This window comes from Pseudomonas sp. LF-5, assembly GCF_037626295.1.
Lineage (GTDB): Bacteria > Pseudomonadota > Gammaproteobacteria > Pseudomonadales > Pseudomonadaceae > Aquipseudomonas > Aquipseudomonas monsensis.
This window is the reverse complement of sequence record NZ_JARKMT010000005.1, coordinates 44,432-67,651: the sequence shown is the minus strand read 5'-3', so window position 1 is coordinate 67,651 and position 23,220 is coordinate 44,432. Positions and strand designations below refer to the sequence as shown.

Below are 23,220 nucleotides of genomic sequence, written 5' to 3'. Positions count from 1 at the left end.
CTGAGTTCTACTTAATAAGTGGGGGCGCAATACAGGTCGTAGGTCTGGCGGATCATCAACGCGGCGCTGAAACGCTCGCGGACAATGCTGCGACCTTCGTTGCCAAGGTCGAGCAAGCGCGGCTTCTGGATTTTCGCCAGCACGTCGGCCAGCGCCTGGTGATCACCGGAGGGAAAGACGTAACCGGACACCTCGTCGGTGACCAGTTCCGGCAGCGAGGTGCAGTTGCTGGCGATCACCGGCAGCCCCATGGCCATGCCTTCCAGCGGCACCATGGCAAAGCCTTCCCAGCGACTCGGGACAATCAGCGCATCGGCCTTCTGGTACAGCGCGTGCACTTCCGTTGGCGTGACCCACGGCAGGTATTCCACGGCGTCCATCGGCGGACACTCGACGGAGTCTTCGTTGACCGCACTGCCGACCACCGTCAGTTTCAAGTCGTTGCGCTGCACCTTGGCAAAGGCCTTGAGCAGTACGTCGAAACCTTTCTGGTAATCGAGACGGCCGACAAACAGCAGATGAATCGGCTCGGGGCTTTGGGCTTTCGGCGCTTCGTCGCGCTGATGAATGCCGTTGTAGATCAGCTTCATGCGCTTGCGCTCGATGCCGAATCGCGCCGCTTTATCGAGCTCGTACTGGCTGACGCAAATGATCACGTCGGTGACCTTCTGCAGCACCCGCTCGATCCACGCATACACCTTCTGCTTGGTTGGCGAGCTTTCCATCAGAAACGAAAAGGCGTGCGGGCAATAGACGATTTTCGGCTTGCGCCACGGTCGCAACAGTACGCACACGACGCGGCCGATCACCCCGGAAAAGGTGCTGTGCAAATGCACCACGTCGGGCTTTTCCTTGAGCATCACCTGGCTCAGGCGCCAGGCAAAACGCAGCAGCGAGGGCACGTTGCGCCCGCTGCGAGCGAAAGTGCGGATCTGATGCGGCGCGATGCCGTGCAGTTCCTTTTCCTGATCCTGGGGCACCAGGTAAACCAGCTCGTAGCGCGCCGCGTCGCCTTCGGGCGAAACCGAAATGGTGCGGATCACCGTCGCGACGCCACCTTTGATCGTCTCAGCCACGTGCAGTATTTTTTTCACAACTCACCCACTTCAAACATGTAAGGACCATTCAGGATTTGTCGGACGCGTATTCGTAGTTGTAGTAGCCGTAGCCGCCGTTGCCGTAGTAGCTGGCCGCGCGCTTCTCGACGCCGTTGAACACCGCACCTTTCAACTCGATGCCGTTCTGCGCGAAGCGGCGGATGGTCAGTTCGATTTCCTTGGCCGGGTTCACCCCGAAGCGCGTCACGATCAGGCTGATCCCGGCCTCACGACCGACAATCGCCGCATCGGTCACCGCCAGCAGCGGTGGCGTGTCGATGATCACCACGTCATACAGCTCGCTGAGTTGCGCCAGCAGCTCACGGAAGTTGGCGTGCATCAGCAGCTCGGATGGGTTGGGCGGCACCTGGCCGCGACTGATGAAGTGCAGGTCCGCGCCTTCGATTTTGTTGATCGCCTGCTCGATGCTGCAGCGCTTGACCAGCAGGTCCGACAAACCGTTGACGATCGGCGTGTTGAGGGTTTTATGCAGATGGCCCTTGCGCATGTCGGCATCGACCAGCACCACGCGCTGACCGCTCTGAGCCATGACGGCGGCAAGGTTGGAGGAGACGAAGGTCTTGCCGACCTGCGGACTCGGCCCGGAAATCATGATGCGGTTATTGGTCGAGTCCAGCCCGGCAAAGTGCAGGCAGGTGCGCAGGCTGCGGATCGACTCGATCGACAGGTCCGTCGGATTGCGCAGGGCCAACAGGTAGGCCGGCTTGTCGACGCCATCGCGGGCGCGCCCCTTTTTGCCATCCTCTTCCTGCTGCAAGGTGCTGTAGGGAATCGAGGCGTACACCGGCAAGCCGAGTTGCTCGATGGCTTCCGGGCCTTCCAGGCCACGGCTCAGGGATTTGCGCAGCAACACCAGCGCCACACCGACGAACGCGCCGAGCAACGTGGCGATCAGCACGATCAGCGCCTTCTTCGGCTTGACCGGGCTGCTCAGGTCGACATCCGCCGTGTCCACCAGCCGCACGTTGCCCACCGCACCGGCGCGGACGATGTCCAGTTCCTGGGACTTGTTCAGCAGTTGTGTGTAGATCTGCGACGCCACTTCGACATCGCGGGTCAGGTTGAGCAATTCCTGTTGCGTGGCCGGCAAGTCCTGGACTTTGCCCGCCAGCGACTTCTGTTGCTGGGTCAATTCGCCGATCTGGCTCATCAACGCGCGATAGGCCGGGTGCTGACTGGTGAACTTGCGATCCATCTCCGCCTGCTGCATTTTCAGCTCGGAGATTCGTGTTTCCAGCGCCACCGACTGGCCCAGTACCGATTGGGTTTCGAGGGAAATGTTCACGGTCTTGCCGTGGGTCTGATAGGCGTTCAACGCATCGCTGGCCTTGGCCAGATCACGCTTGACCTGGGGCAACTGGCTTTGCAGGAAGGCCAGGCTCTGCGCAGCTTCCGCCGAAGTGCGACGCACGTTCTGATCCACGTACAGCGCGGCAATCTTGTTGAGGATCTTCACCGCTTCAGCGGCATCGGCGCTGGCCAGCGCCAGACGAATGATCCCCGACTCTTTGCCTTGCTCGGAAATATCCAGAGCGTCCTGGTACCCCTGAATGGTCACGATCCGTGGATTGCGCACCACTTCGAAGCGGGTGCCGGGGTTCGCCGCCAACTGGGCGACCAGCACTTCCACGCCGTCCTGGGCAAAGGCTTCACCCGTGACGCCCTCCGCCAGCAGGTTGTCGTTGTCGTCGAGCAACTGGAAGTGCTGCTGTTCGCCGGCGATCAGCGTAAGTTTTTTCCCCAGCAGTTCTTTGGGCAGGTTGAGCCGGGTGATTTCCAGACGCTCGCCGCCCCAGGCATAGCTGTTCAGGCCGAAACGCGGCGGCGCCACGCTGGTTTCGGTTTCGCCGCGATAACGCCGGGCGAAAAACCCACCGATCATCGGGAACGTATTGGGCGTGACGTCGATGTCCAGACGCAGGTCATCGACGGTTTTGCCGATCACCGCGCGGGACTTGATGATGCCGATTTCGGTCACCGACGGCGATTGGCCGCCGAGCATACTGTTGAGATCGGAAAAGCCGAGCATGTCGTTCTTTTTCGGCTCCACCTGTACCAGCGCGTTCGCCAGATACACCGGTGTGGCGAGAACCGCATAGGCAACGCCAGCGGCCATGAAGGCACCGGTGAATGCGCCGATCAGCCACTTCTGGTCAATCAGACTGCCGAATATGCCGAGCAGATCAATACTGTCTTGATCGTTGTCACGGGTGCCGATTACTGACGGTAACTGCATAAGTCTGTTCTTACCATTCACTGTTCTGAAGAATATTGATCAATGCCCGAGGCGCTGCGCCCATGAACTAACGGCATCTTCAATCAATGCATGTGCATGAACAAAAGCGGCCTTGCCTTGACGATACGGGTCTTGTATTTCACGCTCGCTCTGCCACTTGCCGAGCAGAAACACTTTGCCTCTGGCGTGAGAGGCAATCTTCAGGACTTGATTTACATGCTGTTTTTCCATGACCAGAATCAGGTCCGACTCATTGACGATATCGGCGGTCAATTGCCGCGCCCTGAAACCCTCGGCGCTGTGGCCGCGGTCTTCCAGGACCTGGCGCGCCGACGCCTCCATGCCTTCGCCAACTCGCGCCGCGAGGCCTGCAGAGGTCACCGAGATGGTTGATGCGGTCAGCGCGTTACGCAACAGAAGTTCTGCAGTCGGACTTCGGCAAATATTGCCAACGCACACAACCAGGATATTTCTGAACAAGGTTTACTTTCCTGTGTAATATCATTCTGCCAACACTCAGAACAAATCTTAATGAACCCACTAGATCATCCTGCACTCAGAAACAGATTCGCCCTGTTAGTACCAGCGTATTAAGTACCACAGCGCCAAAAGTCGCCCAAACGGAATTACCGGACTAAAAATAACTGTGATTTTCAGACTCTGGCTTCCTGACAAAAACTAACATTCGCGCACTTAGTGCGATTGTCAGTTTCGAATCGGTTATCACTGGAAACTTTTCGCCGTTGTCACTTCTCACCCGGAGAACCGACATGAAAACAGCACCTCTGAAACCACTCGGCGCCCTGACCCTGTTGCTGCTGGCAGCAACCGGCCAGAGTCACGCCAATGAACTGTTCCCGGCACTGCCTGCCAATAAAACCATCGGTGTTCAGGTCAAGGTCCAGACCTTCTCCGCCGCCGACGCCGAAAAGGTCAAAAGCACCGGCTTCAGTTTCGTACGCTTTGGCGTGTGGACTGACAGCCTGGGCAGCGCGGCCTATCAAAAGCAGATCAGCGACGCCTTCGCTGTGGCCCGTGCCGCTGGCCTGCCGGTGCTGATGACCTTGCGCGCGACCAAGCCGTTGCCGGCCAATGATCTGACGAACGCCGGCGTCGCGTACGCCAACGCGCTGACCAGCCTGGCAACGACCTACGGTTCGCAACTGGTGGCGATCGAGTTATGGAACGAGCCGGATCTGAACACTTACTGGCCGACCGGGAATTTCGATACGACGTTCGTGCCGTTCATGAGTGCCGCGTGCAAGACGCTGCAGGACAAACCTCAGGCCACCCCGGTGATCGGCTTCGGCTTCGCCCGACCACCCACCGCCGGATCGGCGTCCACGGTGGCGCTCAACCGCATCGTCAGCGAATACCCAAAATGCCTCAGCGCGATTTCCTATCATCCTTATGGCATGACCGGCACGCAGATCAGCAATGCCCAAGCGTTTATCCAGCAGAACTTCCATCTGCCGGGGGTGATCAGCGAATGGGGTATCTCGGCGCTCGCGTCCAACGGGGGCATGGAGGGTCAGGCCAGTAAAATCAGTGCCTTCGTCGCCGATATCAAAACCCGCAACATTGCACTGACGTCGATCTACGAATGGAAAAACAGCGACACCGGCAGCAATGATCGCGAGAAGAATTTCGGTCTTCTGACCGCCGACGGCCAGCCGAAACCGGCGGAAACCGCAGTCAGAACCCAGTTGAGCCAGCATTAGCCCTGACCCTGTGTGCTCAACCGGCGTTAGCTGTCAGTTGCTTTGAACCTGTGACCGGTTTTGGCATCGTATTGATCACTACCGCGCCCCGCCCATCAAGTAACCCTTCTCAGGTTGTTGCCAGCGGGGCCGCCGATACGCCCGGATACCCTTGAGTGACTGTCAGCGCTCGGGTAATGTCGTCAAACCCACAGGACAGAGCACACACATGACTTCCAAGCTGGAACAACTCAAACAGATGACCACCGTGGTTGCCGACACCGGCGACTTCGAAGCGATTGCCCGGGTCAAGCCGGTCGACGCCACCACCAACCCTTCCCTGCTGCTCAAAGCCGCGGCCATTCCGGCTTACGCCGAACTGCTGAACGCCTGCGTCAGCGACTGCAAGGGCGATGTCGGCCTGGCCAGCGACCGTTTCGGCGTCGCGGTGGGCCAGGAAATCCTCAAAGTGATTCCAGGGCGTATTTCCACTGAAGTGGATGCGCGCCTGTCGTTCGACCAGGACGCCGTTCTGAAACGCGCACACCGCCTGATCGAGCTATACGACAAGGCCGGTATCGGCCGTGACCGCGTGCTGATCAAGATCGCCTCGACCTGGGAAGGCATCCGCGCGGCGGAGATCCTCGAGAAGGAAGGCATCCAGACCAACCTGACCCTGCTGTTCTCCTTCGCCCAGGCCGCCGCGTGCGCCGACGCCGGGGTGTTCCTGATCTCGCCGTTCGTGGGCCGCATCTACGACTGGTACAAGAAGGCCAACGGCAACGACTACACCGGCGCCGATGATCCGGGCGTACAGTCGGTGACGCGCATCTACAACTACTACAAGGCCAATGACTACAAGACCGTGGTCATGGGCGCGAGCTTCCGCAACCTCAGCCAGATCGAGCAACTGGCCGGTTGCGACCGCCTGACCATCAGCCCGGACCTGATCGACAAGCTGGCGGCAGACAACGGCAAACTGGAGCGCAAACTCGCCCCTGGCCACGCCGGTGAAGCACGCCTGAGCCTCAATGAAGCGCAGTTCCGCTGGTTGTCGAACGAAGATGCGATGGCGACCGAGAAACTGGCTGAGGGCATTCGTCAGTTTGCCCGTGATCAGGAGAAGCTTGAGGCGCTGTTGCAGGCCAAGCTGTGATCTGAGCTGGTGAAATGCAAAAAGGGCGAACCTGTGAGGGTTCGCCCTTTTTTATTCAGTCCGCCATGGAAAATGTATCGTCTGATCTAACGCCTTCGCGAGCAAGCTCGCTCCCACAAGGGGATTGGTGATCGACGCTGATCCAGTGTGGGAGCGAGCTTGCTCGCGAAGAGACCGGCCCAGACAACATCACTTCATCAGATCAGTGTCTTTCCAGGGCATTGACCAGGTCATGAAACGCTTCGCGGTTGGAGTCGTTCAGCCCCATGAGGATCTTGTGCGCTTCCAGCACCTTGATCCGCACCACTTCTTCCGACTGATCCTGATCCGGCAGGTCGTCCAGGCACTCCGGGCAAGGCACCGGGTGGTTGACGATGTTGAACACCTGCTCGAAGCCCATCGACTGCAACAGACGGGTGATGTCATCGTGGGTGGTGACGACAGTCGGCAACAGGCCGACCTTCTGCCGCGACAGAATCGACAGCTTGGCCAGCAGGCCCAGCGTGGTGCTGTCGATGCTGCGGGTTTCGGTCAAATCGATCACGATCGCGTTGAAATTCAACGCGGTGAAGATTTTCTCAATAGTCGCATCCAACGCCGAACACAGGGTCAGGCGAACTTCACCGACGAACTTCAGGACGAAGGTGCCGTCCTGCTCGGCGAACTGGATTCTACCGGTACTCATTAAAGATTCCTGCTCAACACCAACAGGGCGATATCATCCGGCATCTCCCCTAGCGTGGCCAATCCAAATACTTGCCGCAGACCATCCAGGCTGCCGCCCGCCGACTTCACCCGCTGGGGCAAAGCAGCTTCTTTTTCCTTGAGCGTGGGTTCTGGCAACAGATCCAGAATGCCATCAGACATCAGCGTCAGGCTGAACGTCGGCGGCAGCTCAAGCACGTGATCTTCGTAGGTGGCCTCATTGAAGAGCCCCACCGGCAGACCGCGCCCCTCCAGGTAACGAACACTGTCAGGCGTGTACAACACAGGCAACGGCAGATGGCCGCCGATGCTATAGGTCAACAAACCGGTCTCCTCGTCGATGACTCCACCGACCATTGTGACGTGTTTGCCCAGCTTACAACTGATCAGCCCCCGGTTGATATGACCAAGGACCTCCGAAGGCTTGAATTCCGGCAAGGTGCCGTTGCGCTTGGATTCGAACAGCAAGCGCGTGGTCATGAACTTCAGCAGCACGGTGACGAAGGCTGAAGAAGCGCCGTGACCCGATACGTCCGCCAGGTAAAACGCCACCCGGCGCTCGTCAACTCGGAAATAGTCGACAAAATCACCCGACAGGTACAGCGACGGGATGATCTGGTGCGCAAAGTTGAACTCGTCGATGCTCCACGGGCTTTCCGGCAGCATGTTCATCTGCACCTGGCGACCGGCGTTCTGGTCTTCCTGGAGCAGGTTCAGGCTGGCTTCGAGCTCGCGGTTGGCCTTTTCCAGCTTCTCGCGATAGCGCTGGTTTTCCAGCAGCAGACGCGCACGGTCCAGGGCCCGGCGCACGGAGTGCTCGAGCACGGCCAGATCTTCGAGAGGCTTGATCAGGTAATCCGCCGCGCCCAGGCGCAGCGCCTCGACCGCGTCGTTCATCACGCCGGCGCCCGAAACCACGATCACCGGCGTCTGCGGTGATCGCTCGGTAACCTGACGGATAAGTTCGAGACCGCCCATCTGCGGCATGCGCAGATCGCAGATGACCAAGTCGGGCTTTTCTTGCTCGAATACCTGAAGACCCTGTTGGCCATTGCTGGCCTGCAGGACGCTGAAACCACTGTCTTCCAAATAGGCCGCGAGACTCGCGCGCACTACCTCGTCATCATCGATTATCAGCAGCGTGGCACTGGTTTTTGGCATGTGGGCAAACGGCGCCAGAATTAGGTTGGCGTAGTGGGCAGGCATCGGGCCCTGCGCAGACTACTGGATTCGCTTTCTAGCCTCTCTGCTGCACCGCTTTCGAGCATTGGCTCTGCACACGGTTGCACCAGAGGTGCCCTTCTAAGGCGCAGACGGTACTCCCATCCGCAGAGCGTTTCAAGCATGCGCCGATGGTCGCTTGACGACTTTACTTGTCAAATCACCGAGAGTTATAAGAACAGCTCAAACCGTAACCCAATGGAAGGACGAACCTATGAGTCAAACCAGTCGGGACTACAGCGAAAAGCGCGATTTCATCCGCATGCGGGTCGATGCCGATGTCGTGCTGATTCATGAAGGTGATCAGATCAGCGCGGTGTGCATCGACCTCTCCAGCAGCGGCATGCAGGTTGAAGCGCCGCGGCAGTTCGCGGTCGGCGACCGCTTGCGCGTGCGCATAGATTCCGACCATGCGGCACTCAGCGGCCTGGAAGCCGAGACTGAGGTGGTCTGGGTCAAGGCTCAGGACGGCGATAGCCAGAAGCTCGGCCTGAGCATCCTGAAGATGAAATAACTACACACAAAAAAGGCGACCCTGAGGTCGCCTTTCTGTTTTACCGGTCGAAATTAAAAATCGTCTACGACCTTGCCATCCTTCACTTTGAACTCGCGATTCTGCAAGTAAGCGTTGCGGATGAAGGTGTACTTGTCGCCGCTGATCAGCTTCTCGCTCGACAACAGGCTGGCACGGGTGTCGACGATGTTCAGGCCGAACACCGAGTTACGCACAGGCACGTCGTTGATGTAGCGGTACGGGCCGGTGTAGCTGTCGACGTACCTGGAAGGTGCGTCACGCAGTGTGCTCGGGCCAAGCAACGGCAGCATCACGTACGGGCCACTGCTGACACCCCAGTAGCCAAGGGTCTGGCCGAAATCTTCGTCGCTGCGGTTCAGGCCCATCTTGGTGCCGACGTCGAAGAAACCGAGCAGACCGAAGGTGGTGTTGAAAATGATCCGCGCGGTGTCGACACCGGCGGCGGCAGGTTTGGCCTGCAGAATGTTGTTCGCCAGGTTAGTGACGTCACCGACGTTGCGGAACATATTGTGGATGCCGTCTTCAAGGAACTGCGGCGTGACAAACTCATAGCCTTGGGCCAAAGGCTTCAGTGCATAGGTGTCGACGAAGTCGTTGAACTGGAAGATCGGACGGTTGACGCTCTCCCAAGGGTCTTCTTCCGTTGCGGCCTGAGTGGCGAACGGAGCCAGCAACAGGCCGGCACATACACAAAGCTGAGCGAGCGGATTGCTCCAGCGCATAGAAAACTCCTTGGATTTGTACTGTCGCGGGCGTCGGAGCCCGGGCATTAAGGCCGTTAGTATAAGCGTAAAAGGCTATTTGGGCAGTCCGCCAATTGTGCAAACTTGTAGGAACATTCCCACGCTGCCCTTCACGCACCCGTCACGCAACTGTCACCTACAGTCTCTAGCCTTATCGCTATTTCAGGGACGTTGCCATGTCACATGCCGAAACCTTGCCCTTCGCCGAGCCCGGTCTGACCGCCGTCCTGTTCGGTCTCAGCGGTTGCCTGGTGGATTTCGGTGCCCGCGCGCAACAACACAGCGGCGTCCTGCCCGAACACGTCGAAGCCACACCCGGTGCGCTCGACAGCCTGCACAGTTTGCAGCGCCAACAGATTCCCTGTGCGTGGCTCGATGAACTGCCCCCTGCCCTCACTCAAGCGCTGGCGGCTGCGCTGCCGGCCTGGATCAAACCTGCACAACATTCGGCAACCCTCAATCCGTGGCCGTCGCCCAACGCTTGCTGGCAAGCGCTGATGGAGCTGAACGTCGCCAGCCTGGACGGCTGCGTGCTGGTCAGCGGCGAACCGCGCCTGCTGCAAGCGGGCCTGAATGCCGGATTGTGGACGATTGGCCTGGCCTCCTGCGGCTCACTGTGCGGCCTGGCGCCGAGCGAATGGCAGGCGCTGACGCAGAAAGAACGCGAACAACGGCGCGGCAAAGCGACCGTGCAACTGTTCAGCCTCGGGGTGCATTCGGTGATTGATCATCTGGGTGAGCTCGACACCTGCCTGGCAGACATCCGCCTGCGTCGCCTCAAAGGTGAAAAGCCCTGATCGGGATCATGCAGGTTCGACGCGAGTGGATTAATCTAAAGGTCAGCCATAGACCTTTGGCGCGCGGCTGCGGTCAATGCCAGTGCCTCTAGATAAAAGGAACCACGTCATGCCCGCTCAAGAACTGCAGAAACAACTCGATACCCTGCGCGAGCAACTGGAGCAGAATCCACCGCTGTCCGAAGCAGAGCGTGAAGATCTGCATGCACTGATGGCGCAGATCGAATCGGAAATCAAACTGGAGAGCGCCACGCAGGACGCCAGCATCGCCGATGGCGTGAACCTGGCGGTGGAACGCTTTGAAGTGGAACACCCGACTATTGCCGGCACCCTGCGCAATATCGTCAATGCGCTGGGCAGCATGGGGATCTGATCACCCTCCCACTGCAATGCAAAAAAGCCCTGCCATCACCGGCAGGGCTTTTTCATTTTCGTGATTTGAAACGTTTTCCCATGCAGGAGTGAGCCTACAGAGGTTGTTTATTGACGGACCAGACGGTGGTTCGGCAGTTGTACAGATTCAGTACTGCGATACGGATTGATATCCAGACCGCCGCGACGCACGTAACGTGCAAATACCGTGAGTTTCTCCGGCTTCAGCAGGCGCTGCAGGTCGAGGAAAATCCGCTCCACGCACTGTTCGTGGAAGTCCGAATGCTGGCGGAAGCTGACGATGTACTCCAGCAGACTGGCGTGATCCAGTGCCGCACCGCGATATTGCACCACCACGCTGCCCCAGTCCGGCTGGCTGGTGACCGGGCAGTTGGATTTGAGCAGATGGCTGTGCACGCTTTCTTCGACAACCCGCGAATCATCGCAACGCAGCAGTTCCGGACGCGGATGCTCATAGTTGCTGACGCTGATATCGAGGTCGTCGATGCACACGCCGGGCAACGCCACGACACCTTCCGCTTCGACCTCCTTCAGACTGCGCACCCGCACGCCTACCGGTTTGCCGGCAGCCGCCGACAGATCCTTGACCAGTGTCGCTTCGAGCGCGGCGATGTCGGCGAACGGCGTCTGGTTCAGCGAGTTCAGATACAGCTTGAACGACTTCGACTCGATGATGTTCGGCGAATCGGCCGGAATGCTGAACTCACCGATCGCCACCACCGGTTTGCCCGACGGCAGCAGCCACGACAGTTCGAAGCAGTTCCAGAAATCCACACCTTCATACGGCAGGGTGTCGGCGGTCAGGCCCAGTTCGGCCCACTTCGCGGTGCGCGGGATCGGGAACAACAGGGACGGCGTGTACGTGGCGATGTATTCGCTGGATTTGCCCAGCGGCGAATGTTCGGCTGCGGGATGCATGGCGGAAACCTGACTGAAGAATCAGCGGATTCTACCAGCCTTTGCGCCCGCCTTTGAGTGCTTACTGACTGACCGTCAGTTTGCCGACCATGCCGGCCTGGTAATGACCGGGAATATTGCAGGCAAATTCCAGGCTGGTGGCCTTGCTGAAGGTCCAGGTCAGTTCCGCGGTTGTACCCGGTTCGACCAGCACACTGTTCGGGTCGTCGTGCTTCATGCCGTGGCTCATCGCGGCGTGATCCATGCCCGCCATATCGTGGGACATGTGCTTCATGCCGGTCGGCGTAAGCATGCCGCTTTGCTGCATCTGCAGCATTTCCTGCTGGTGCCTGGCGTGCATCGCCGCGTCACCCAGGTTGAATTCATGCAGTAACTGGCCTTTATTCACTAGCACAAAACGAACGGTCTCACCGGCCTTGACCTGAATCGCCTTGGGATCGAACGACATATCGCCCATCACCACCTCGATGCTGCGGGTGGCCTTGGCGGCCGGTGCCGGTTGACCGAAGTCATAGGTGTGCGCTGGCGCGGCCCACACCGGCGCGCTCAACGCCAACAAACAGGCGCTCAGCGCCAGGGATTTGCGCAAAAACATGGTCGTACTCCAACAAGATAAGGTTCAGCCTGTGGGAAACTTTAGCCGGCCTGCGCTGGCATCTACCTGACAGGCAGATTACAACTTTGTCAGGTTGGCGCGTGCTGCCGTTGCGCACGGTATAAAGCCTTCGTGTCTATCACCCCGAGCCGCCCATGAAACTGTTGATCGTCGAAGACCAAGCGAAAACCGGCCAATACCTGCGCCAGGGCCTGACCGAGGCCGGTTTCAACACGGAACTGGTGGCCGACGGCAACAGCGGCCAGCACCTGGCGTTGAGTGGTGATTATGCGCTGTTGATCCTCGACGTGATGCTGCCCGGTCGCAGTGGCTGGCAGATTCTGCAAGCGGTGCGCAGCGCCGGACTGGATACTCCGGTCCTGTTTCTGACGGCCAGGGACGCCGTGGAAGACCGGGTGCACGGCCTTGAACTCGGCGCTGACGATTATCTGGTCAAGCCTTTCGCCTTCTCCGAACTGCTGGCCCGGGTACGCAGCCTGTTGCGCCGCGGCAGCGCCACGCCACAGGAAACCAGCCTGCAACTGGCCGACCTGCGCCTGGACCTGATCCGCCGCCGGGTCGAGCGCAGTGGCCAGCGCATCGACCTGACCGCCAAGGAATTCGCCCTGCTGGAAATGCTCTTGCGCCGCCAGGGTGAAGTGCTGCCGAAGTCGCTGATCGCTTCGCAGGTCTGGGACATGAATTTCGACAGCGACACCAATGTCATCGAAGTGGCGATCCGCCGGTTGCGCCTGAAGATCGACGATGAGTTCCCGAACAAACTGATCCACACCGTGCGCGGCATGGGTTACGTGCTTGAAGAGCGTGGTGCCTGATGCGCCGCTTGTCCTTGAGTTCGCGTCTGGCCCTGTTGTTTGCCGCGTGTACCGCCGTGGTCTCGCTGTTCGCCGGGGTGTTGTTCAACCGCGCCAGCGAGGCGCACTTTATCGAACTCGATCAGCAACAACTGGACGGCAAACTGATCGGCCTGCGCCGCGCCTTGCAGGCTGTCCAACCGGGCACCGGCGAAGCGCGGCTGGCGGATGAAATGAGCCGGCAGGCCGATCTGTCACTGCGCATCACCGGCAGCGACGGCCAACGCTGGTACGACAGCTCGACGCACATCCCCAAGGAGTTGCCGCAACAACCCGGGCTGGCAACCCTCCGTCAGGATGGCACCGATTACCGCGTGCTCAACGCCCCGCTCTACCCGGATAAAAGCGATTCGCCGCAACTGACACTGTTGCTGGACATCACCCACCACCAACACTTCCTGCAACGCATGCAGCATCTGATCTGGCTGACCGTCGGCCTCTCGGCACTGGCCACCGCGCTGCTCGGCGCCTGGGCGGCACGCAGCGGCTTGCGCCCTTTGCGGCGCATGAGCGCGGTGGCCCGCGGGATTTCCGCCCAATCGCTGAATGCCCGCCTGCCGGAAGGACAAATGCCGCCCGAGCTTGCGGAAATGGCCCACAGCTTCAACGCCATGCTCGGACGCCTCGACGACTCGTTTCAACGGCTGTCGGCATTCTCGGCCGACATCGCCCATGAACTGCGCACGCCGCTGTCGAATCTGCTGACTCACACCCAGGTCACCCTCACCCGCCCACGGCCGATCGAGGATTACCGCGAAGCTCTGCACAGCAACCTCGAAGAACTGCAATGGATGGCGCAACTGGTCAACGACATGTTGTACCTGGCCAAGGCGGATCACGGTTTATTGATGCCCAAGCGTGAGGCGCTGGAACTGGCGGACGAGAGCGACGTGTTGCTGGAGTTTTTCGCGCCACTGGCCGAGGACGCCGGGGTGACGCTGAGTCGCGAGGGTAACGCGCAGATAAAAGGTGATCGCAGCATGCTGCGTCGGGCCTTGTCGAATTTGCTGGATAACGCGCTGCGCTTTACCCCGGCGGCGGGCAGCGTGCACCTGTCCATTGTCGATCAGCCGCACGCCGTGCAGGTGTCGGTCGAGAACAGTGGTGACGGGATTTCAGCCGAACTGTTGCCGCGGTTGTTCGACCGCTTTTATCGCGCAGATCCGGCGCGGCAGGAAGGAAGCAGCGAGCATGCGGGGTTGGGGCTGGCGATTACGCAATCTATCGTCCGGGCCCATGGTGGGGAGATTCATTGCGAATCAGAAGCGGGATGGACGCGGTTTGTGATCGAGTTGCCCAAGGGGAAATGAGGCCGGCAGGTCCGGCCCCATCGCGGGCAAGCCCGCTCCCACAGGTATTGAGTTGAATCACAATTATGTGAACGACGCGAAGCACTGTGGGAGCGGGCTTGCCCGCGATGACGATTTCAGCGCTTACGAATATCTCAAGGCATGAGCCGGCTCGATCTTCGCCGCCCGCCACGCCGGATACAGCGTCGCCAGGAAGCTCAGAATAAAGCCCGCCGAACAGATCAACAGCACATCCCCACCCTGCAATTCCGACGGCAGATTGCTGACGAAATACACGTCGGAGCTGAAGATATGCTGCCCGGTTACCCGCTCGACCCAGCCGACCATCTCACTGACATTCAGCGCGGCGATCACCCCCAGTACGCCGCCAATGAGGGTGCCGACGATGCCAATCACCGTGCCCTGCACCATGAAGATCGCCATGATCTGCCGGGGCGTGGCGCCAATGGTGCGCAGGATCGCGATGTCCGCGCCTTTGTCGTTCACCACCATGATCAACGTCGCGATGATGTTGAACGCCGCCACGGCGACGATCATCAGCAACAGCAGGCCGATCATGGTTTTTTCCATTTTCATGGCGCTGAACAGGCTGCCCTGGGTGTGGGTCCAGTCGTCAGCCTTGAACTCGGCGCCAAGGCCTGTGGCGATGTCCGAAGACACTTTCGGTGCGGCGTACAGGTCTTTGACCGCCAGCCGCACGCTTTGCACCTGATTCGGTTCCCAGTGCTGCATGGTTGCCGCATCGGCCATGTGGATCAGGCCCATGGAGCCATCCAGCTCAGCGCCGACCTTGAACACACCGACCACATTCAGCCGTTGCATGCGCGGGGTGATGCCGCCCGGTGCGGTGCTGACTTCCGGCACGATCAGGGTCAACTTGTCGCCAACGTTGAGGCGAAAGCGCCGCGCGGTGATTTCACCGATCACCACGCCAAACTCGCCCGGCTTCAGGGCATCGAGACGCCCCTGCACGATGTGCTGCGCCACAATCGACACCTTGCCTTCCTGGGCCGGGTCGATGCCGCTGATCTGGATCGGCTGCATCAAGCCCTTGTAGGACAGCATGCCTTCCATCTCGGTGAACGGTACGGCGGCGGTGACTTCGGGATTTTTCATCGCGGCGGCGGCCACCGGCTGCCAGTCATCAATCGGCTTGACGCCGACGATGGTCGCGTGGGGCACCATGCCGAGGATGCGCGAGCTCATTTCGCGCTGGAAGCCGTTCATCACCGACAACACCACGATCATCGCCAGCACGCCGAGGGCGAGGCCGATCATCGAGGTCATCGAAATGAACGAAACAAAGCGATTGCGGCGCTTGGCGCGGGTATAGCGCGTGCCGATAAAGATCGATAACGGTCTGAACATTCGCTGGGGCACCGTATAAAAATAAAAGACCCGGCGCATTTACAGGCACCGGGTTTCAGCCGGTCAGATAGGCGTCAGGCAGCCTTCCTGCAACTGCAGGACGCGATCCATCTGACGAGCCAGGTTCATGTCGTGAGTCACCACCAGGAACGCCGTGCGCATCGACGTGCTCAGCTCCAGCATCAGGTCCTGAATGCCTTCGGCGGTGTGGGAGTCGAGGTTGCCGGTGGGCTCGTCGAGCATCACCAGACCCGGGTTGTTCACCAGGGCACGGGCAATGGCCACACGCTGACGCTCGCCACCGGACAACTCGGCCGGTTTGTGCTCCAGACGGTGCCCGAGGCCGACTCGCTCCAGCAAGGCCGTGGCGCGCTGGCGCGCCTCAGGGATCGCGGTCTTGCCGATCAGCAGCGGCATGCAGACGTTCTCCAGCGCCGTGAATTCCGGCAGCAAGTGGTGGAACTGGTACACGAACCCGAGGGCACGGTTACGCAGCAGGCCACGCTTCTTCTCGCTCAGGGCCGACAACTCTTCGCCGTCGAGCCAGACGCTGCCCTGGGTCGGCGTATCGAGGCCGCCGAGCAGGTTGAGCAAAGTACTTTTGCCCGAACCGGATTTGCCGACGATCGCCACACGCTCGCCCGGGTGCAACTCCAGTTGCAGACCGGCCAGCACTTCCACCGATTCCGGGCCTTCCTCGTAGGATTTGCCCAGGTTGCGACAGCTCAGGATTGCTTGTTCACTCATGCCCGACTCACTCATAACGTAACGCCTCCGCCGGCTGGGTGCGCGCGGCACGCCAGGCGGGATACAGGGTGGCGAGGAAACTCAGGACCAACGCAGCGGCACAGACCATGACCACGTCCTGGCTCTGCACCTGCGACGGCAGGTAATCAATGAAATACACGTCGGCATTCAGGAATTTATGGCCGATCAGCCCTTCGAGGGCCGAAATCGCCGCGCTGACGTTGAGCGCGGCGAAAATCCCCACCACGGCACCGATCGCCGTGCCGACCACGCCGATCACCGTGCCCTGCACCATGAACGTGCGCATGATCGTGCCCGGCGTGGCGCCCAATGTGCGCAGAATGGCGATGTCGCCCTTCTTGTCGTTGACCACCATCACCAGCGTGGAAATGATGTTGAACGCAGCCACGGCGACGATCAGCAGCAACAACAGGCCGATCATGGCTTTTTCCATGCGGATGGCCTGATACAGATTGCCGTGGGTACGGGTCCAGTCGCGGGCGTAATAATGGTCTTCACCGAGTTGCTGGGCGATGTTCCACGCCACACGCGGCGCCTGGAACAGGTCGTCGAACTTCAGGCGGATGCCCTGCACCTGATCAGGTTTCCAGCGGTGCATCTTCGCCAGATCCTGCAGGTTGGTCACGCCGAGGTAACCGTCGAGCTCACCAGCGCCGACATGGAAAATGCCCACAACAGTGAAGCGCTTCATGCGCGGGAACATCCCCGCCGGGGTCAGACTGACCTCCGGTGCGACGAAGGTGATCTTGTCACCGATGCCCACCCCGAGCTTGGTCGCGGCCTTGTCACCGATCACAATGCCGAAGCTGCCCGGCGTCAGATCGTCGAGTTTGCCCTGCTGCATGAAGTTGTCGATGATCGACACATTGCGCTCGAGCGCAGGGTCGATGGCGTTGAGCAACACCTTGGACACCTGACCGTTATTGGTCAGCAGGCCCTGCATCTGGGTGAATGGCGCAACGGCCGTCACCTGCGGGTTCTGCTTGACCTTGGCGGCCAGGCCTTGCCAATCGTTGATCGGCTCGGTGGATTCGATGGTCGCGTGAGGCACCATGCCCAGCACACGGGTGCGCATCTCATGATCGAAGCCGTTCATCACCGATAGCACCACGATCATCACGACCACGCCAAGGGCGAGCCCGATCATCGAAGTCAGGGAAATGAATGACACAAAATGATTGCGACGCTTTGCACGGGTATAACGCGTGCCGATAAATACGAAGAGAGGTCTGAACATGTCGGGGCTTGTTCGGAGGGAAAAGGAACGTCCTTGTGGCGGGGGTCGATAACCAGCTTTACACTCAGACCACCGCCGCTACCATGGGTTCGCCATGTCGACATTAGATGAAGAAGATCGCCGCGAATACTACCGTATCGAGGACACGATCGCACTGGAAATTCAGCCCCTGTCCGCTCCCGAAGCCGCAGGCCAGGAAGTGTTGCAGGATGCTTCCCCGCTCTTCAACCTGCTCAGTGAACTGCACCTGAGTGAATTCGAGTCGCAACACCTGTTGCGCCAGATCAGCGAGCGCGACCGGGCCATCGCCGCGTTCCTCAAATCCCAGAACAAGCGCATCGACCTGCTCAGCCAGGTGGTCGCCCTGACCGTGCTCGGCCACATCGGCGAGCCGCAACCGGTGATCATCTCCGAAGGCGGGATCGACTTTCAGCACCCGACCGCGCTTGCCACTGGCGCGCACCTGTCGGTGAAACTGGTGCTGATGCCGCAGGCGCTCGGCCTGTTGCTGCGCGCCCGCGTCACCCATTGCGATCGCAAGGGCGACGGCTACGACGTCGGCACCGAGTTCGAACACTTGACCGACGCCCAGCGCCAGTTGCTCGCGCGCTATATCTTGCAGAAGCAGGCCCAGGAACGACGCCTGGCCCGCGAACAGAACGAATCTGGCATTTAATTTAAGGAAGCACCGTGACCCTCATCTACGGCCACCGCGGCGCCAAGGGCGAAGCACCGGAAAATACCCTGACCAGTTTTCAGGAATGTCTCAAACACGGCGTGCGCCGTTGCGAACTGGACCTGCACCTGTCCAAGGACGGCGAGTTGATGGTCATCCACGACCCGACCCTCAAGCGCACCACCGACCGCCGTGGCAAGGTCGTCGAGCACACCGCCGCGGAACTTGTGACCTACGACGCGCGCAAGGGCGGCCCGGGCTGGATCAAGCCGTGCCCGATTCCAACGCTGGAAGAATTGTTTGAGCAGTGTGATTTCGAGCACTGGCAACTGGAAGTCAAAAGTGCGTCGCGCACCCGCGCTGCAACCACCGTGCTGGCGATTCGCGAAATGGCCCAGCGCCATGGCTTGCTCGACAAGGTGACCATTACTTCGAGTTCGCGAGAAGTGCTGAAAGCGGCACTGGACCTGGTGCCGGACGTGTCACGCGGACTGGTAGCCGAATACGCCTGGCTCGACCCGTTGAAGGTCGCGGCCAACTATGGCTGTGAGATTCTGGCGCTGAACTGGACGCTGTGTACGCCGGAACGCCTGCAGAAGGCGCAGCGTCAGGGGCTGCATGTGTCGGTGTGGACCGTCAACGAGCCTGCGCTGATGCGCAGACTCGCCGACTTCGGCGTTGACAGCCTGATTACAGACTTTCCCGGTTTGGCCACTGCCACCCTCGAGAATTGCTGAAATCGGTCTCCCCGGCCGGCTCAGGCCACCGGCCGGAGCCCGTCAAAAAAGCCGGTTGAGGCCGTCGTACGCCGCTACCCGATAGGCTTCGGCCATGGTCGGGTAGTTGAACGTGGTGTTGACGAAGTACTTCAGCGTATTCAACTCACCCGGCTGGCTCATGATTGCCTGACCGATGTGCACGATCTCCGAAGCCTGATAACCGAAGCAGTGCACGCCCAGTACTTCCAGGGTTTCACGGTGGAACAGGATCTTCAGCATGCCTTGCGGCTCGCCGGCGATCTGTGCACGCGCCATGCTCTTGAAGAACGCCTTGCCGACTTCGTACGGCACCTTGGCCTGGGTCAGTTCCTGCTCGTTCTTGCCGATCGAGCTGATCTCCGGAATGGTGTAGATACCGGTCGGCACGTCATTCACAAAGCGCCAGCTGCCGTTATCGACAATGCTGCCGGCTGCCGAACGACCCTGGTCGTGGGCGGCACTGGCCAGGCTCGGCCAGCCGATCACATCGCCGGCACCGTAGATGTTCGGCACGCAGGTGCGGTAGGCCTCGTCGACTTCGATCTGGCCACGGCTGTTGACCTTGACGCCGATGTTTTCCAGACCGAGCTGGTCAGTATTACCGGTACGACCGTTGCACCAGAGCAAGGCGTCGGCCTTGATCTTCTTGCCGGATTTGAGGTGCAGGATCACGCCGTTATCGACGCCTTCAACGCGATCGTAATCTTCGTTGTGGCGCACGGTGATGTTGTTGTTGCTGAAGTGGTAGCTCAGCGCCTGGGAGATTTCCGAGTCGAGGAAGCTCAGCAACTGACCGCGGTTGTCCACCAGCTCAACCAATACCCCCAGGCCACTGAAGATCGAGGCGTATTCGCAACCGATCACGCCGGCGCCGTAAACGATCAGTTTGCGCGGGGTGTGGCCGAGGCTGAGGATGGTGTCGCTATCGTAGATGCGCGGGTGGTGGAAATCGATGTCCGCCGGGCGATACGGGCGCGAACCGGTGGCGATGATGATGTGCTTGGCCACCAGTTTCTCGACCACGCCGTTGGCGCAGACCACTTCGATGGTTTGCTCGTCGGCGAAGCTGCCGGTGCCGAAGAACACGTCGACGCGGTTACGGGCGTAGTAGCCGGTACGCGAAGCGACTTGTTTGGAAATGACTTTCTCGGCGCTTTTCAACACGTCCGGGAAGGAGAACCAGCGCGGCTCGCCGATCGCCCGGAACATCGGGTTAGTGTTGAACTGCATGATCTGCCGCACCGAGTGACGCAGGGCCTTGGACGGGATGGTACCGAGGTGGGTGCAGTTACCGCCGACCTGGCGACGGCTGTCGACCATCGCGACCTTGCGCCCTGCTTTGGCGGCGTTCATTGCCGCGCCTTCTCCCGCCGGGCCGGAACCCAACACCACCACGTCGTAGTTGTAGACAGCCATGCGTACTCCTCAGAACAGGCCGCGATGCCAGCAGCACCGACGGCTAAATCACGCCGAATCGCGGCGCGAAGGAACAATTGGGGGCCAATGAAGAACCCGGACACAGTCTATAGAAGCGTCAACGCCGCGCACATTAACCCTTGGTCGCGTCGTAGGCTACTTTTGCCTGCACTACAACGCCAGCCTTCGTACTGTTTTCAGTCAACTTTTGCGCCATTGAGCCGCTCGAACGCCCGGCTGGTGCGGATGACGAAACCTGTATCGGCACGAATCACGAAGAATGCAGCAATCCCATGTTTTTCGGCATAGTCCCACGCCCTTTCCGGCCCGAGAATCAGCAACAGCGTCGATAGTCCATCGGCCATCAACGCTGAAGGATGAATCACCGTGACTGACGCCAGATTGTGTAGGACCGGCGCCCCGCTGCGCGCATCGAGAGTGTGGGAATAACGCCGACCGTCCTGCAGGAAATAGTTACGGTAATCCCCGGACGTGGACACACCGTAGCCATCGACATTAATGATGCGCTCGGCCACCTGTTGATCGTCACGCGGCTCCTCCAGCGCGATGCGCCATGCCGAGCCGTCGAGTTTTTTGCCCTTGGCCTTCAGCTCGCCCGTGGCTTCAGCGAGATAGTCATGGATACCCATGGCTTCGAGTCTGGCGGCAATGGTGTCGACGGCATACCCGGCGGCGATGCTGTTGAAATCGACTTCGACGGCGGCGTCCTTGCACAACTGCTCGCCATTGATGCGCAAGTGCTGATAACCGACGCGCGACATCACCTCGGCGAGTGCGGCGGCGCCAGGGACTTTCTCTTCGCGCCCCTGCGGGCCGAACCCCCAGAGATTCATCAGCGGTTCGACAGTCAGGTCGTAGGAGCCTTCGCTTTGCGCTGACAGTTGTTCGCCCGTGCGGACCAATTCGAGTACCGCTGCAGGCATTTTCTGACAGCTATTGGCGGGTAAAGCGTTGAAGCGCTCGATGTCCGAATCGTTGCGATAGGTCGATAGCTGCCGATCGACTTCGCCGAGGATCCCCTCCACTTCACCGCGAACTTGCTTCGGTTCGGGCAAGCCGGCGCGGCGCACATACTTGATTGAATACGTGCTGCCCATGGTCGCCCCACCAAGGCTTTCCATGGAATCGCCATTGCCGCAGCCTGCCAATAAGCCAGCCAGAATCACAAGCCCAAGCAACCGTCTAGTGAACAATTATTCATCTCTCCGTAAAACCGCGACGGCCATTATGAATTAAAGGATCTGCAACATCTTTATACAAAATCCAATAGCGAGTACCTGAACATGTCCTCCACCACGGGCAAAGGCAAAGCGATTTTTCGCGTTGTCAGCGGCAACTTCCTCGAAATGTTCGACTTCATGGTCTATGGCTTTTACGCCACAGCCATTGCCAAGACCTTCTTCCCCACCGACAGCGCCTTCGCTTCGCTGATGCTTTCACTGGCCACTTTTGGGGCCGGCTTCTTGATGCGTCCGCTCGGGGCGATTTTCCTCGGCGCCTACATTGACCGTCATGGCCGTCGCCAAGGGCTGATCATCACGCTGGCGTTGATGGCTGCCGGTACGGTGCTGATTGCCTGCGTGCCGGGCTACGCCACCCTCGGCGTCGCCGCACCGCTGCTCGTACTGTTCGGTCGGTTGCTGCAAGGCTTTTCCGCTGGCGTAGAACTGGGCGGCGTATCTGTCTATCTGGCAGAGATCGCCACACCAGGCCGCAAGGGCTTCTTCGTCAGCTGGCAGTCTGCGAGTCAGCAAGCGGCGGTGGTTTTCGCCGGCCTGCTCGGCGTCGGCCTCAACCACTGGCTGAGCCCGGAACAAATGGGTGACTGGGGCTGGCGCGTGCCGTTCCTGATCGGCTGCATGATTGTGCCGGTGATCTTTGTCATTCGCCGCTCGCTGGAGGAAACGCCAGAGTTCCAAGCCAGGAAACATCGCCCAACCCTGCGGGAAATTGTCCGCTCGATCGGTCAAAACTTTGGCATCGTCATCGCCGGCATGGCGCTGGTGGTGATGACCACCGTTTCGTTCTACCTGATCACCGCCTACACCCCGACCTTCGGCAAGGCTGAACTGCATCTGTCGGATTTCGATGCGTTACTGGTGACGGTGTGTATTGGTCTATCGAACTTCTTCTGGCTGCCGGTGATGGGCGCGGTGTCTGACAAGATCGGCCGTAAACCCCTGCTGCTGGCGGCGACCATTCTGGCGATCCTGACCGCCTACCCGGCGCTGTCGTGGCTGGTGGCGAACCCGAGCTTCAGCCATTTGCTGATTGTCGAGTTGTGGCTGTCGTTCCTCTACGGTTCGTACAACGGCGCGATGGTGGTGGCGCTGACCGAGATCATGCCGGTTGAAGTGCGTACGACCGGCTTCTCACTGGCTTACAGCCTGGCAACCGCGACGTTCGGCGGGTTTACCCCGGCGGCGTGTACTTACCTGATTCATGTGCTGGACAACAAGGCAGCGCCGGGGATCTGGCTCAGTGGTGCTGCAGTGCTGGGCTTGATTGCGACGCTGGTGTTGTTCCGCGGTAACCGGCATGAGCTGCGTACTGCGCAGGCCTCGATCGTCGGCGGCGCCAGATAAGACGCTATCGCTGGCAAGCCAGCTCCCACAGGGACTTCGGGCGTGAACACAATTGTGCAACCTCCCAAGAACCTGTGGGAGCTGGCTTG

Annotated in this window: 23 protein-coding genes; 10 read left to right on the top strand and 13 right to left on the bottom strand. The window is 59.9% G+C overall.

What is annotated here, in order from left to right; all coding sequences use genetic code 11:
• Nucleotides 1-11: 11 nt before the first annotated feature.
• Genes PseuLF5_RS16845 through PseuLF5_RS16835 form a run of 3 tightly spaced genes read right to left on the bottom strand, consistent with a single transcriptional unit; the run spans nt 12 to nt 3,834 of the window.
• Nucleotides 12-1,094 (bottom strand): glycosyltransferase family 4 protein, encoded by a 1,083-nt coding sequence (locus PseuLF5_RS16845; RefSeq protein ID WP_123461984.1) that lies wholly within the window; start codon nt 1,092-1,094, stop codon nt 12-14.
• A 31-nt stretch (nt 1,095-1,125) separates the two neighbouring features.
• On the bottom strand, nt 1,126-3,354 hold the full coding sequence (locus PseuLF5_RS16840; RefSeq protein ID WP_336346257.1) for a polysaccharide biosynthesis tyrosine autokinase: 2,229 nt from the start codon (nt 3,352-3,354) through the stop codon (nt 1,126-1,128).
• A 39-nt stretch (nt 3,355-3,393) separates the two neighbouring features.
• The gene (locus PseuLF5_RS16835) at nt 3,394-3,834 is read right to left on the bottom strand and encodes a low molecular weight protein-tyrosine-phosphatase (protein WP_123461980.1); all 441 of its coding nucleotides are present in this window, start codon (nt 3,832-3,834) and stop codon (nt 3,394-3,396) included.
• A gap of 290 nt (nt 3,835-4,124) precedes the next feature.
• Here PseuLF5_RS16835 and PseuLF5_RS16830 point away from each other — a divergent pair, with 290 nt between their 5' ends.
• Nucleotides 4,125-5,075 (top strand): glycosyl hydrolase family 5, encoded by a 951-nt coding sequence (locus tag PseuLF5_RS16830; protein WP_340134073.1) that lies wholly within the window; start codon nt 4,125-4,127, stop codon nt 5,073-5,075.
• 208 nt (nt 5,076-5,283) lie between these two features.
• A complete protein-coding gene (gene tal / locus PseuLF5_RS16825) occupies nt 5,284-6,210 on the top strand; it encodes a transaldolase (protein ID WP_123461976.1) in 927 nt (308 codons plus the stop codon).
• Between the two features lie 202 nt (nt 6,211-6,412).
• Here the strand turns inward: tal and rssC are convergent, their stop codons facing one another.
• Together rssC and rssB are read right to left on the bottom strand one after the other, a co-directional pair.
• Nucleotides 6,413-6,895, bottom strand: coding sequence for an anti-sigma factor antagonist RssC (rssC, locus tag PseuLF5_RS16820; RefSeq protein WP_042560140.1), 483 nt, complete (start codon nt 6,893-6,895; stop codon nt 6,413-6,415).
• Entirely contained in the window at nt 6,895-8,076 is a 1,182-nt protein-coding gene (gene rssB / locus PseuLF5_RS16815; RefSeq protein WP_123462941.1) for a two-component system response regulator RssB, read from the bottom strand. Before rssB ends, rssC begins: the two co-directional genes overlap by 1 nt.
• A gap of 274 nt (nt 8,077-8,350) precedes the next feature.
• Between rssB and PseuLF5_RS16810 the strand changes: the two genes are divergently transcribed.
• The gene (locus tag PseuLF5_RS16810; RefSeq protein ID WP_123461974.1) at nt 8,351-8,650 is read left to right on the top strand and encodes a PilZ domain-containing protein; all 300 of its coding nucleotides are present in this window, start codon (nt 8,351-8,353) and stop codon (nt 8,648-8,650) included.
• A 53-nt stretch (nt 8,651-8,703) separates the two neighbouring features.
• Here the strand turns inward: PseuLF5_RS16810 and PseuLF5_RS16805 are convergent, their stop codons facing one another.
• The gene (locus tag PseuLF5_RS16805) at nt 8,704-9,393 is read right to left on the bottom strand and encodes an MlaA family lipoprotein (RefSeq protein ID WP_123461971.1); all 690 of its coding nucleotides are present in this window, start codon (nt 9,391-9,393) and stop codon (nt 8,704-8,706) included.
• Between the two features lie 197 nt (nt 9,394-9,590).
• On the opposite strand from PseuLF5_RS16805, the gene PseuLF5_RS16800 reads away from it, so the two are divergent.
• Both PseuLF5_RS16800 and PseuLF5_RS16795 read left to right on the top strand, forming a co-directional pair.
• Nucleotides 9,591-10,211 carry an HAD family phosphatase gene (locus tag PseuLF5_RS16800; protein WP_186748630.1) on the top strand — a complete coding sequence of 207 codons (621 nt, stop codon included), beginning with the start codon at nt 9,591-9,593 and terminating at the stop codon, nt 10,209-10,211.
• A gap of 109 nt (nt 10,212-10,320) precedes the next feature.
• Nucleotides 10,321-10,584, top strand: a complete 264-nt coding sequence (locus PseuLF5_RS16795; RefSeq protein ID WP_222832410.1) for a DUF4404 family protein — start codon at nt 10,321-10,323, stop codon at nt 10,582-10,584.
• Between the two features lie 107 nt (nt 10,585-10,691).
• Here PseuLF5_RS16795 and queF read toward each other — a convergent pair whose 3' ends face one another.
• Together queF and copI are read right to left on the bottom strand one after the other, a co-directional pair.
• Nucleotides 10,692-11,522: an NADPH-dependent 7-cyano-7-deazaguanine reductase QueF gene (gene queF, locus PseuLF5_RS16790; RefSeq protein WP_123461965.1), complete on the bottom strand. Its 831-nt coding sequence runs from the start codon at nt 11,520-11,522 to the stop codon at nt 10,692-10,694.
• 61 nt (nt 11,523-11,583) lie between these two features.
• Nucleotides 11,584-12,117: a copper-resistant cuproprotein CopI gene (copI, locus tag PseuLF5_RS16785; protein WP_340134071.1), complete on the bottom strand. Its 534-nt coding sequence runs from the start codon at nt 12,115-12,117 to the stop codon at nt 11,584-11,586.
• Nucleotides 12,118-12,272: 155 nt separating this feature from the next.
• On the opposite strand from copI, the gene PseuLF5_RS16780 reads away from it, so the two are divergent.
• Nucleotides 12,273-12,953 (top strand): heavy metal response regulator transcription factor, encoded by a 681-nt coding sequence (locus PseuLF5_RS16780; RefSeq protein ID WP_128614505.1) that lies wholly within the window; start codon nt 12,273-12,275, stop codon nt 12,951-12,953.
• Nucleotides 12,953-14,302 (top strand): heavy metal sensor histidine kinase, encoded by a 1,350-nt coding sequence (locus tag PseuLF5_RS16775; protein WP_322373720.1) that lies wholly within the window; start codon nt 12,953-12,955, stop codon nt 14,300-14,302. Before PseuLF5_RS16780 ends, PseuLF5_RS16775 begins: the two co-directional genes overlap by 1 nt.
• Before the next feature lie 123 nt (nt 14,303-14,425).
• Here the strand turns inward: PseuLF5_RS16775 and PseuLF5_RS16770 are convergent, their stop codons facing one another.
• The 3 genes from PseuLF5_RS16770 to PseuLF5_RS16760 all read right to left on the bottom strand — a co-directional run bounded on the left by PseuLF5_RS16770 (nt 14,426) and on the right by PseuLF5_RS16760 (nt 17,675).
• The gene (locus tag PseuLF5_RS16770; protein ID WP_123461957.1) at nt 14,426-15,670 is read right to left on the bottom strand and encodes a lipoprotein-releasing ABC transporter permease subunit; all 1,245 of its coding nucleotides are present in this window, start codon (nt 15,668-15,670) and stop codon (nt 14,426-14,428) included.
• A 63-nt stretch (nt 15,671-15,733) separates the two neighbouring features.
• Nucleotides 15,734-16,432 carry a lipoprotein-releasing ABC transporter ATP-binding protein LolD gene (gene lolD / locus PseuLF5_RS16765; protein ID WP_123461955.1) on the bottom strand — a complete coding sequence of 233 codons (699 nt, stop codon included), beginning with the start codon at nt 16,430-16,432 and terminating at the stop codon, nt 15,734-15,736.
• Nucleotides 16,425-17,675, bottom strand: a complete 1,251-nt coding sequence (locus tag PseuLF5_RS16760; RefSeq protein WP_123461954.1) for a lipoprotein-releasing ABC transporter permease subunit — start codon at nt 17,673-17,675, stop codon at nt 16,425-16,427. The genes lolD and PseuLF5_RS16760 overlap by 8 nt, the downstream gene beginning before the upstream one ends.
• Nucleotides 17,676-17,769: 94 nt before the next feature.
• On the opposite strand from PseuLF5_RS16760, the gene PseuLF5_RS16755 reads away from it, so the two are divergent.
• Both PseuLF5_RS16755 and PseuLF5_RS16750 read left to right on the top strand, forming a co-directional pair.
• Complete coding sequence (locus PseuLF5_RS16755) at nt 17,770-18,351, top strand: PilZ domain-containing protein (protein WP_128614502.1); 582 nt, start codon at nt 17,770-17,772, stop codon at nt 18,349-18,351.
• 14 nt (nt 18,352-18,365) lie between these two features.
• Nucleotides 18,366-19,088, top strand: a complete 723-nt coding sequence (locus PseuLF5_RS16750) for a glycerophosphodiester phosphodiesterase (RefSeq protein WP_123461950.1) — start codon at nt 18,366-18,368, stop codon at nt 19,086-19,088.
• A gap of 42 nt (nt 19,089-19,130) precedes the next feature.
• On the opposite strand, the gene sthA is transcribed toward PseuLF5_RS16750, so the two are convergent.
• The gene (gene sthA, locus PseuLF5_RS16745; RefSeq protein ID WP_064117858.1) at nt 19,131-20,525 is read right to left on the bottom strand and encodes a Si-specific NAD(P)(+) transhydrogenase; all 1,395 of its coding nucleotides are present in this window, start codon (nt 20,523-20,525) and stop codon (nt 19,131-19,133) included.
• Between the two features lie 197 nt (nt 20,526-20,722).
• A complete protein-coding gene (locus tag PseuLF5_RS16740) occupies nt 20,723-21,667 on the bottom strand; it encodes an FAD:protein FMN transferase (protein ID WP_225931031.1) in 945 nt (314 codons plus the stop codon).
• A 162-nt stretch (nt 21,668-21,829) separates the two neighbouring features.
• On the opposite strand from PseuLF5_RS16740, the gene PseuLF5_RS16735 reads away from it, so the two are divergent.
• Nucleotides 21,830-23,131 (top strand): MFS transporter, encoded by a 1,302-nt coding sequence (locus PseuLF5_RS16735; protein WP_322373730.1) that lies wholly within the window; start codon nt 21,830-21,832, stop codon nt 23,129-23,131.
• Nucleotides 23,132-23,220: the final 89 nt, after the last annotated feature.

What these genes read in the sequence shown, in the direction of transcription:
- PseuLF5_RS16800 (WP_186748630.1), top strand. Translation starts at nt 9,591, where the DNA reads ATGTCACATGCCGAAACCTTGCCCTTCGCCGAGCCCGGTCTGACCGCC.
- PseuLF5_RS16755 (WP_128614502.1), top strand. Translation starts at nt 17,770, where the DNA reads ATGTCGACATTAGATGAAGAAGATCGCCGCGAATACTACCGTATCGAG.
- rssC (WP_042560140.1), bottom strand. Translation starts at nt 6,895, where the DNA reads ATGAGTACCGGTAGAATCCAGTTCGCCGAGCAGGACGGCACCTTCGTC.
- sthA (WP_064117858.1), bottom strand. Translation starts at nt 20,525, where the DNA reads ATGGCTGTCTACAACTACGACGTGGTGGTGTTGGGTTCCGGCCCGGCG.
- PseuLF5_RS16740 (WP_225931031.1), bottom strand. Translation starts at nt 21,667, where the DNA reads ATGGAAAGCCTTGGTGGGGCGACCATGGGCAGCACGTATTCAATCAAG.
- queF (WP_123461965.1), bottom strand. Translation starts at nt 11,522, where the DNA reads ATGCATCCCGCAGCCGAACATTCGCCGCTGGGCAAATCCAGCGAATAC.
- copI (WP_340134071.1), bottom strand. Translation starts at nt 12,117, where the DNA reads ATGTTTTTGCGCAAATCCCTGGCGCTGAGCGCCTGTTTGTTGGCGTTG.
- PseuLF5_RS16770 (WP_123461957.1), bottom strand. Translation starts at nt 15,670, where the DNA reads ATGTTCAGACCGTTATCGATCTTTATCGGCACGCGCTATACCCGCGCC.
- PseuLF5_RS16760 (WP_123461954.1), bottom strand. Translation starts at nt 17,675, where the DNA reads ATGTTCAGACCTCTCTTCGTATTTATCGGCACGCGTTATACCCGTGCA.
- PseuLF5_RS16780 (WP_128614505.1), top strand. Translation starts at nt 12,273, where the DNA reads ATGAAACTGTTGATCGTCGAAGACCAAGCGAAAACCGGCCAATACCTG.
- PseuLF5_RS16840 (WP_336346257.1), bottom strand. Translation starts at nt 3,354, where the DNA reads ATGCAGTTACCGTCAGTAATCGGCACCCGTGACAACGATCAAGACAGT.
- lolD (WP_123461955.1), bottom strand. Translation starts at nt 16,432, where the DNA reads ATGAGTGAGTCGGGCATGAGTGAACAAGCAATCCTGAGCTGTCGCAAC.
- PseuLF5_RS16810 (WP_123461974.1), top strand. Translation starts at nt 8,351, where the DNA reads ATGAGTCAAACCAGTCGGGACTACAGCGAAAAGCGCGATTTCATCCGC.
- PseuLF5_RS16795 (WP_222832410.1), top strand. Translation starts at nt 10,321, where the DNA reads ATGCCCGCTCAAGAACTGCAGAAACAACTCGATACCCTGCGCGAGCAA.
- PseuLF5_RS16830 (WP_340134073.1), top strand. Translation starts at nt 4,125, where the DNA reads ATGAAAACAGCACCTCTGAAACCACTCGGCGCCCTGACCCTGTTGCTG.
- rssB (WP_123462941.1), bottom strand. Translation starts at nt 8,076, where the DNA reads ATGCCAAAAACCAGTGCCACGCTGCTGATAATCGATGATGACGAGGTA.
- tal (WP_123461976.1), top strand. Translation starts at nt 5,284, where the DNA reads ATGACTTCCAAGCTGGAACAACTCAAACAGATGACCACCGTGGTTGCC.
- PseuLF5_RS16735 (WP_322373730.1), top strand. Translation starts at nt 21,830, where the DNA reads ATGTCCTCCACCACGGGCAAAGGCAAAGCGATTTTTCGCGTTGTCAGC.
- PseuLF5_RS16775 (WP_322373720.1), top strand. Translation starts at nt 12,953, where the DNA reads ATGCGCCGCTTGTCCTTGAGTTCGCGTCTGGCCCTGTTGTTTGCCGCG.
- PseuLF5_RS16805 (WP_123461971.1), bottom strand. Translation starts at nt 9,393, where the DNA reads ATGCGCTGGAGCAATCCGCTCGCTCAGCTTTGTGTATGTGCCGGCCTG.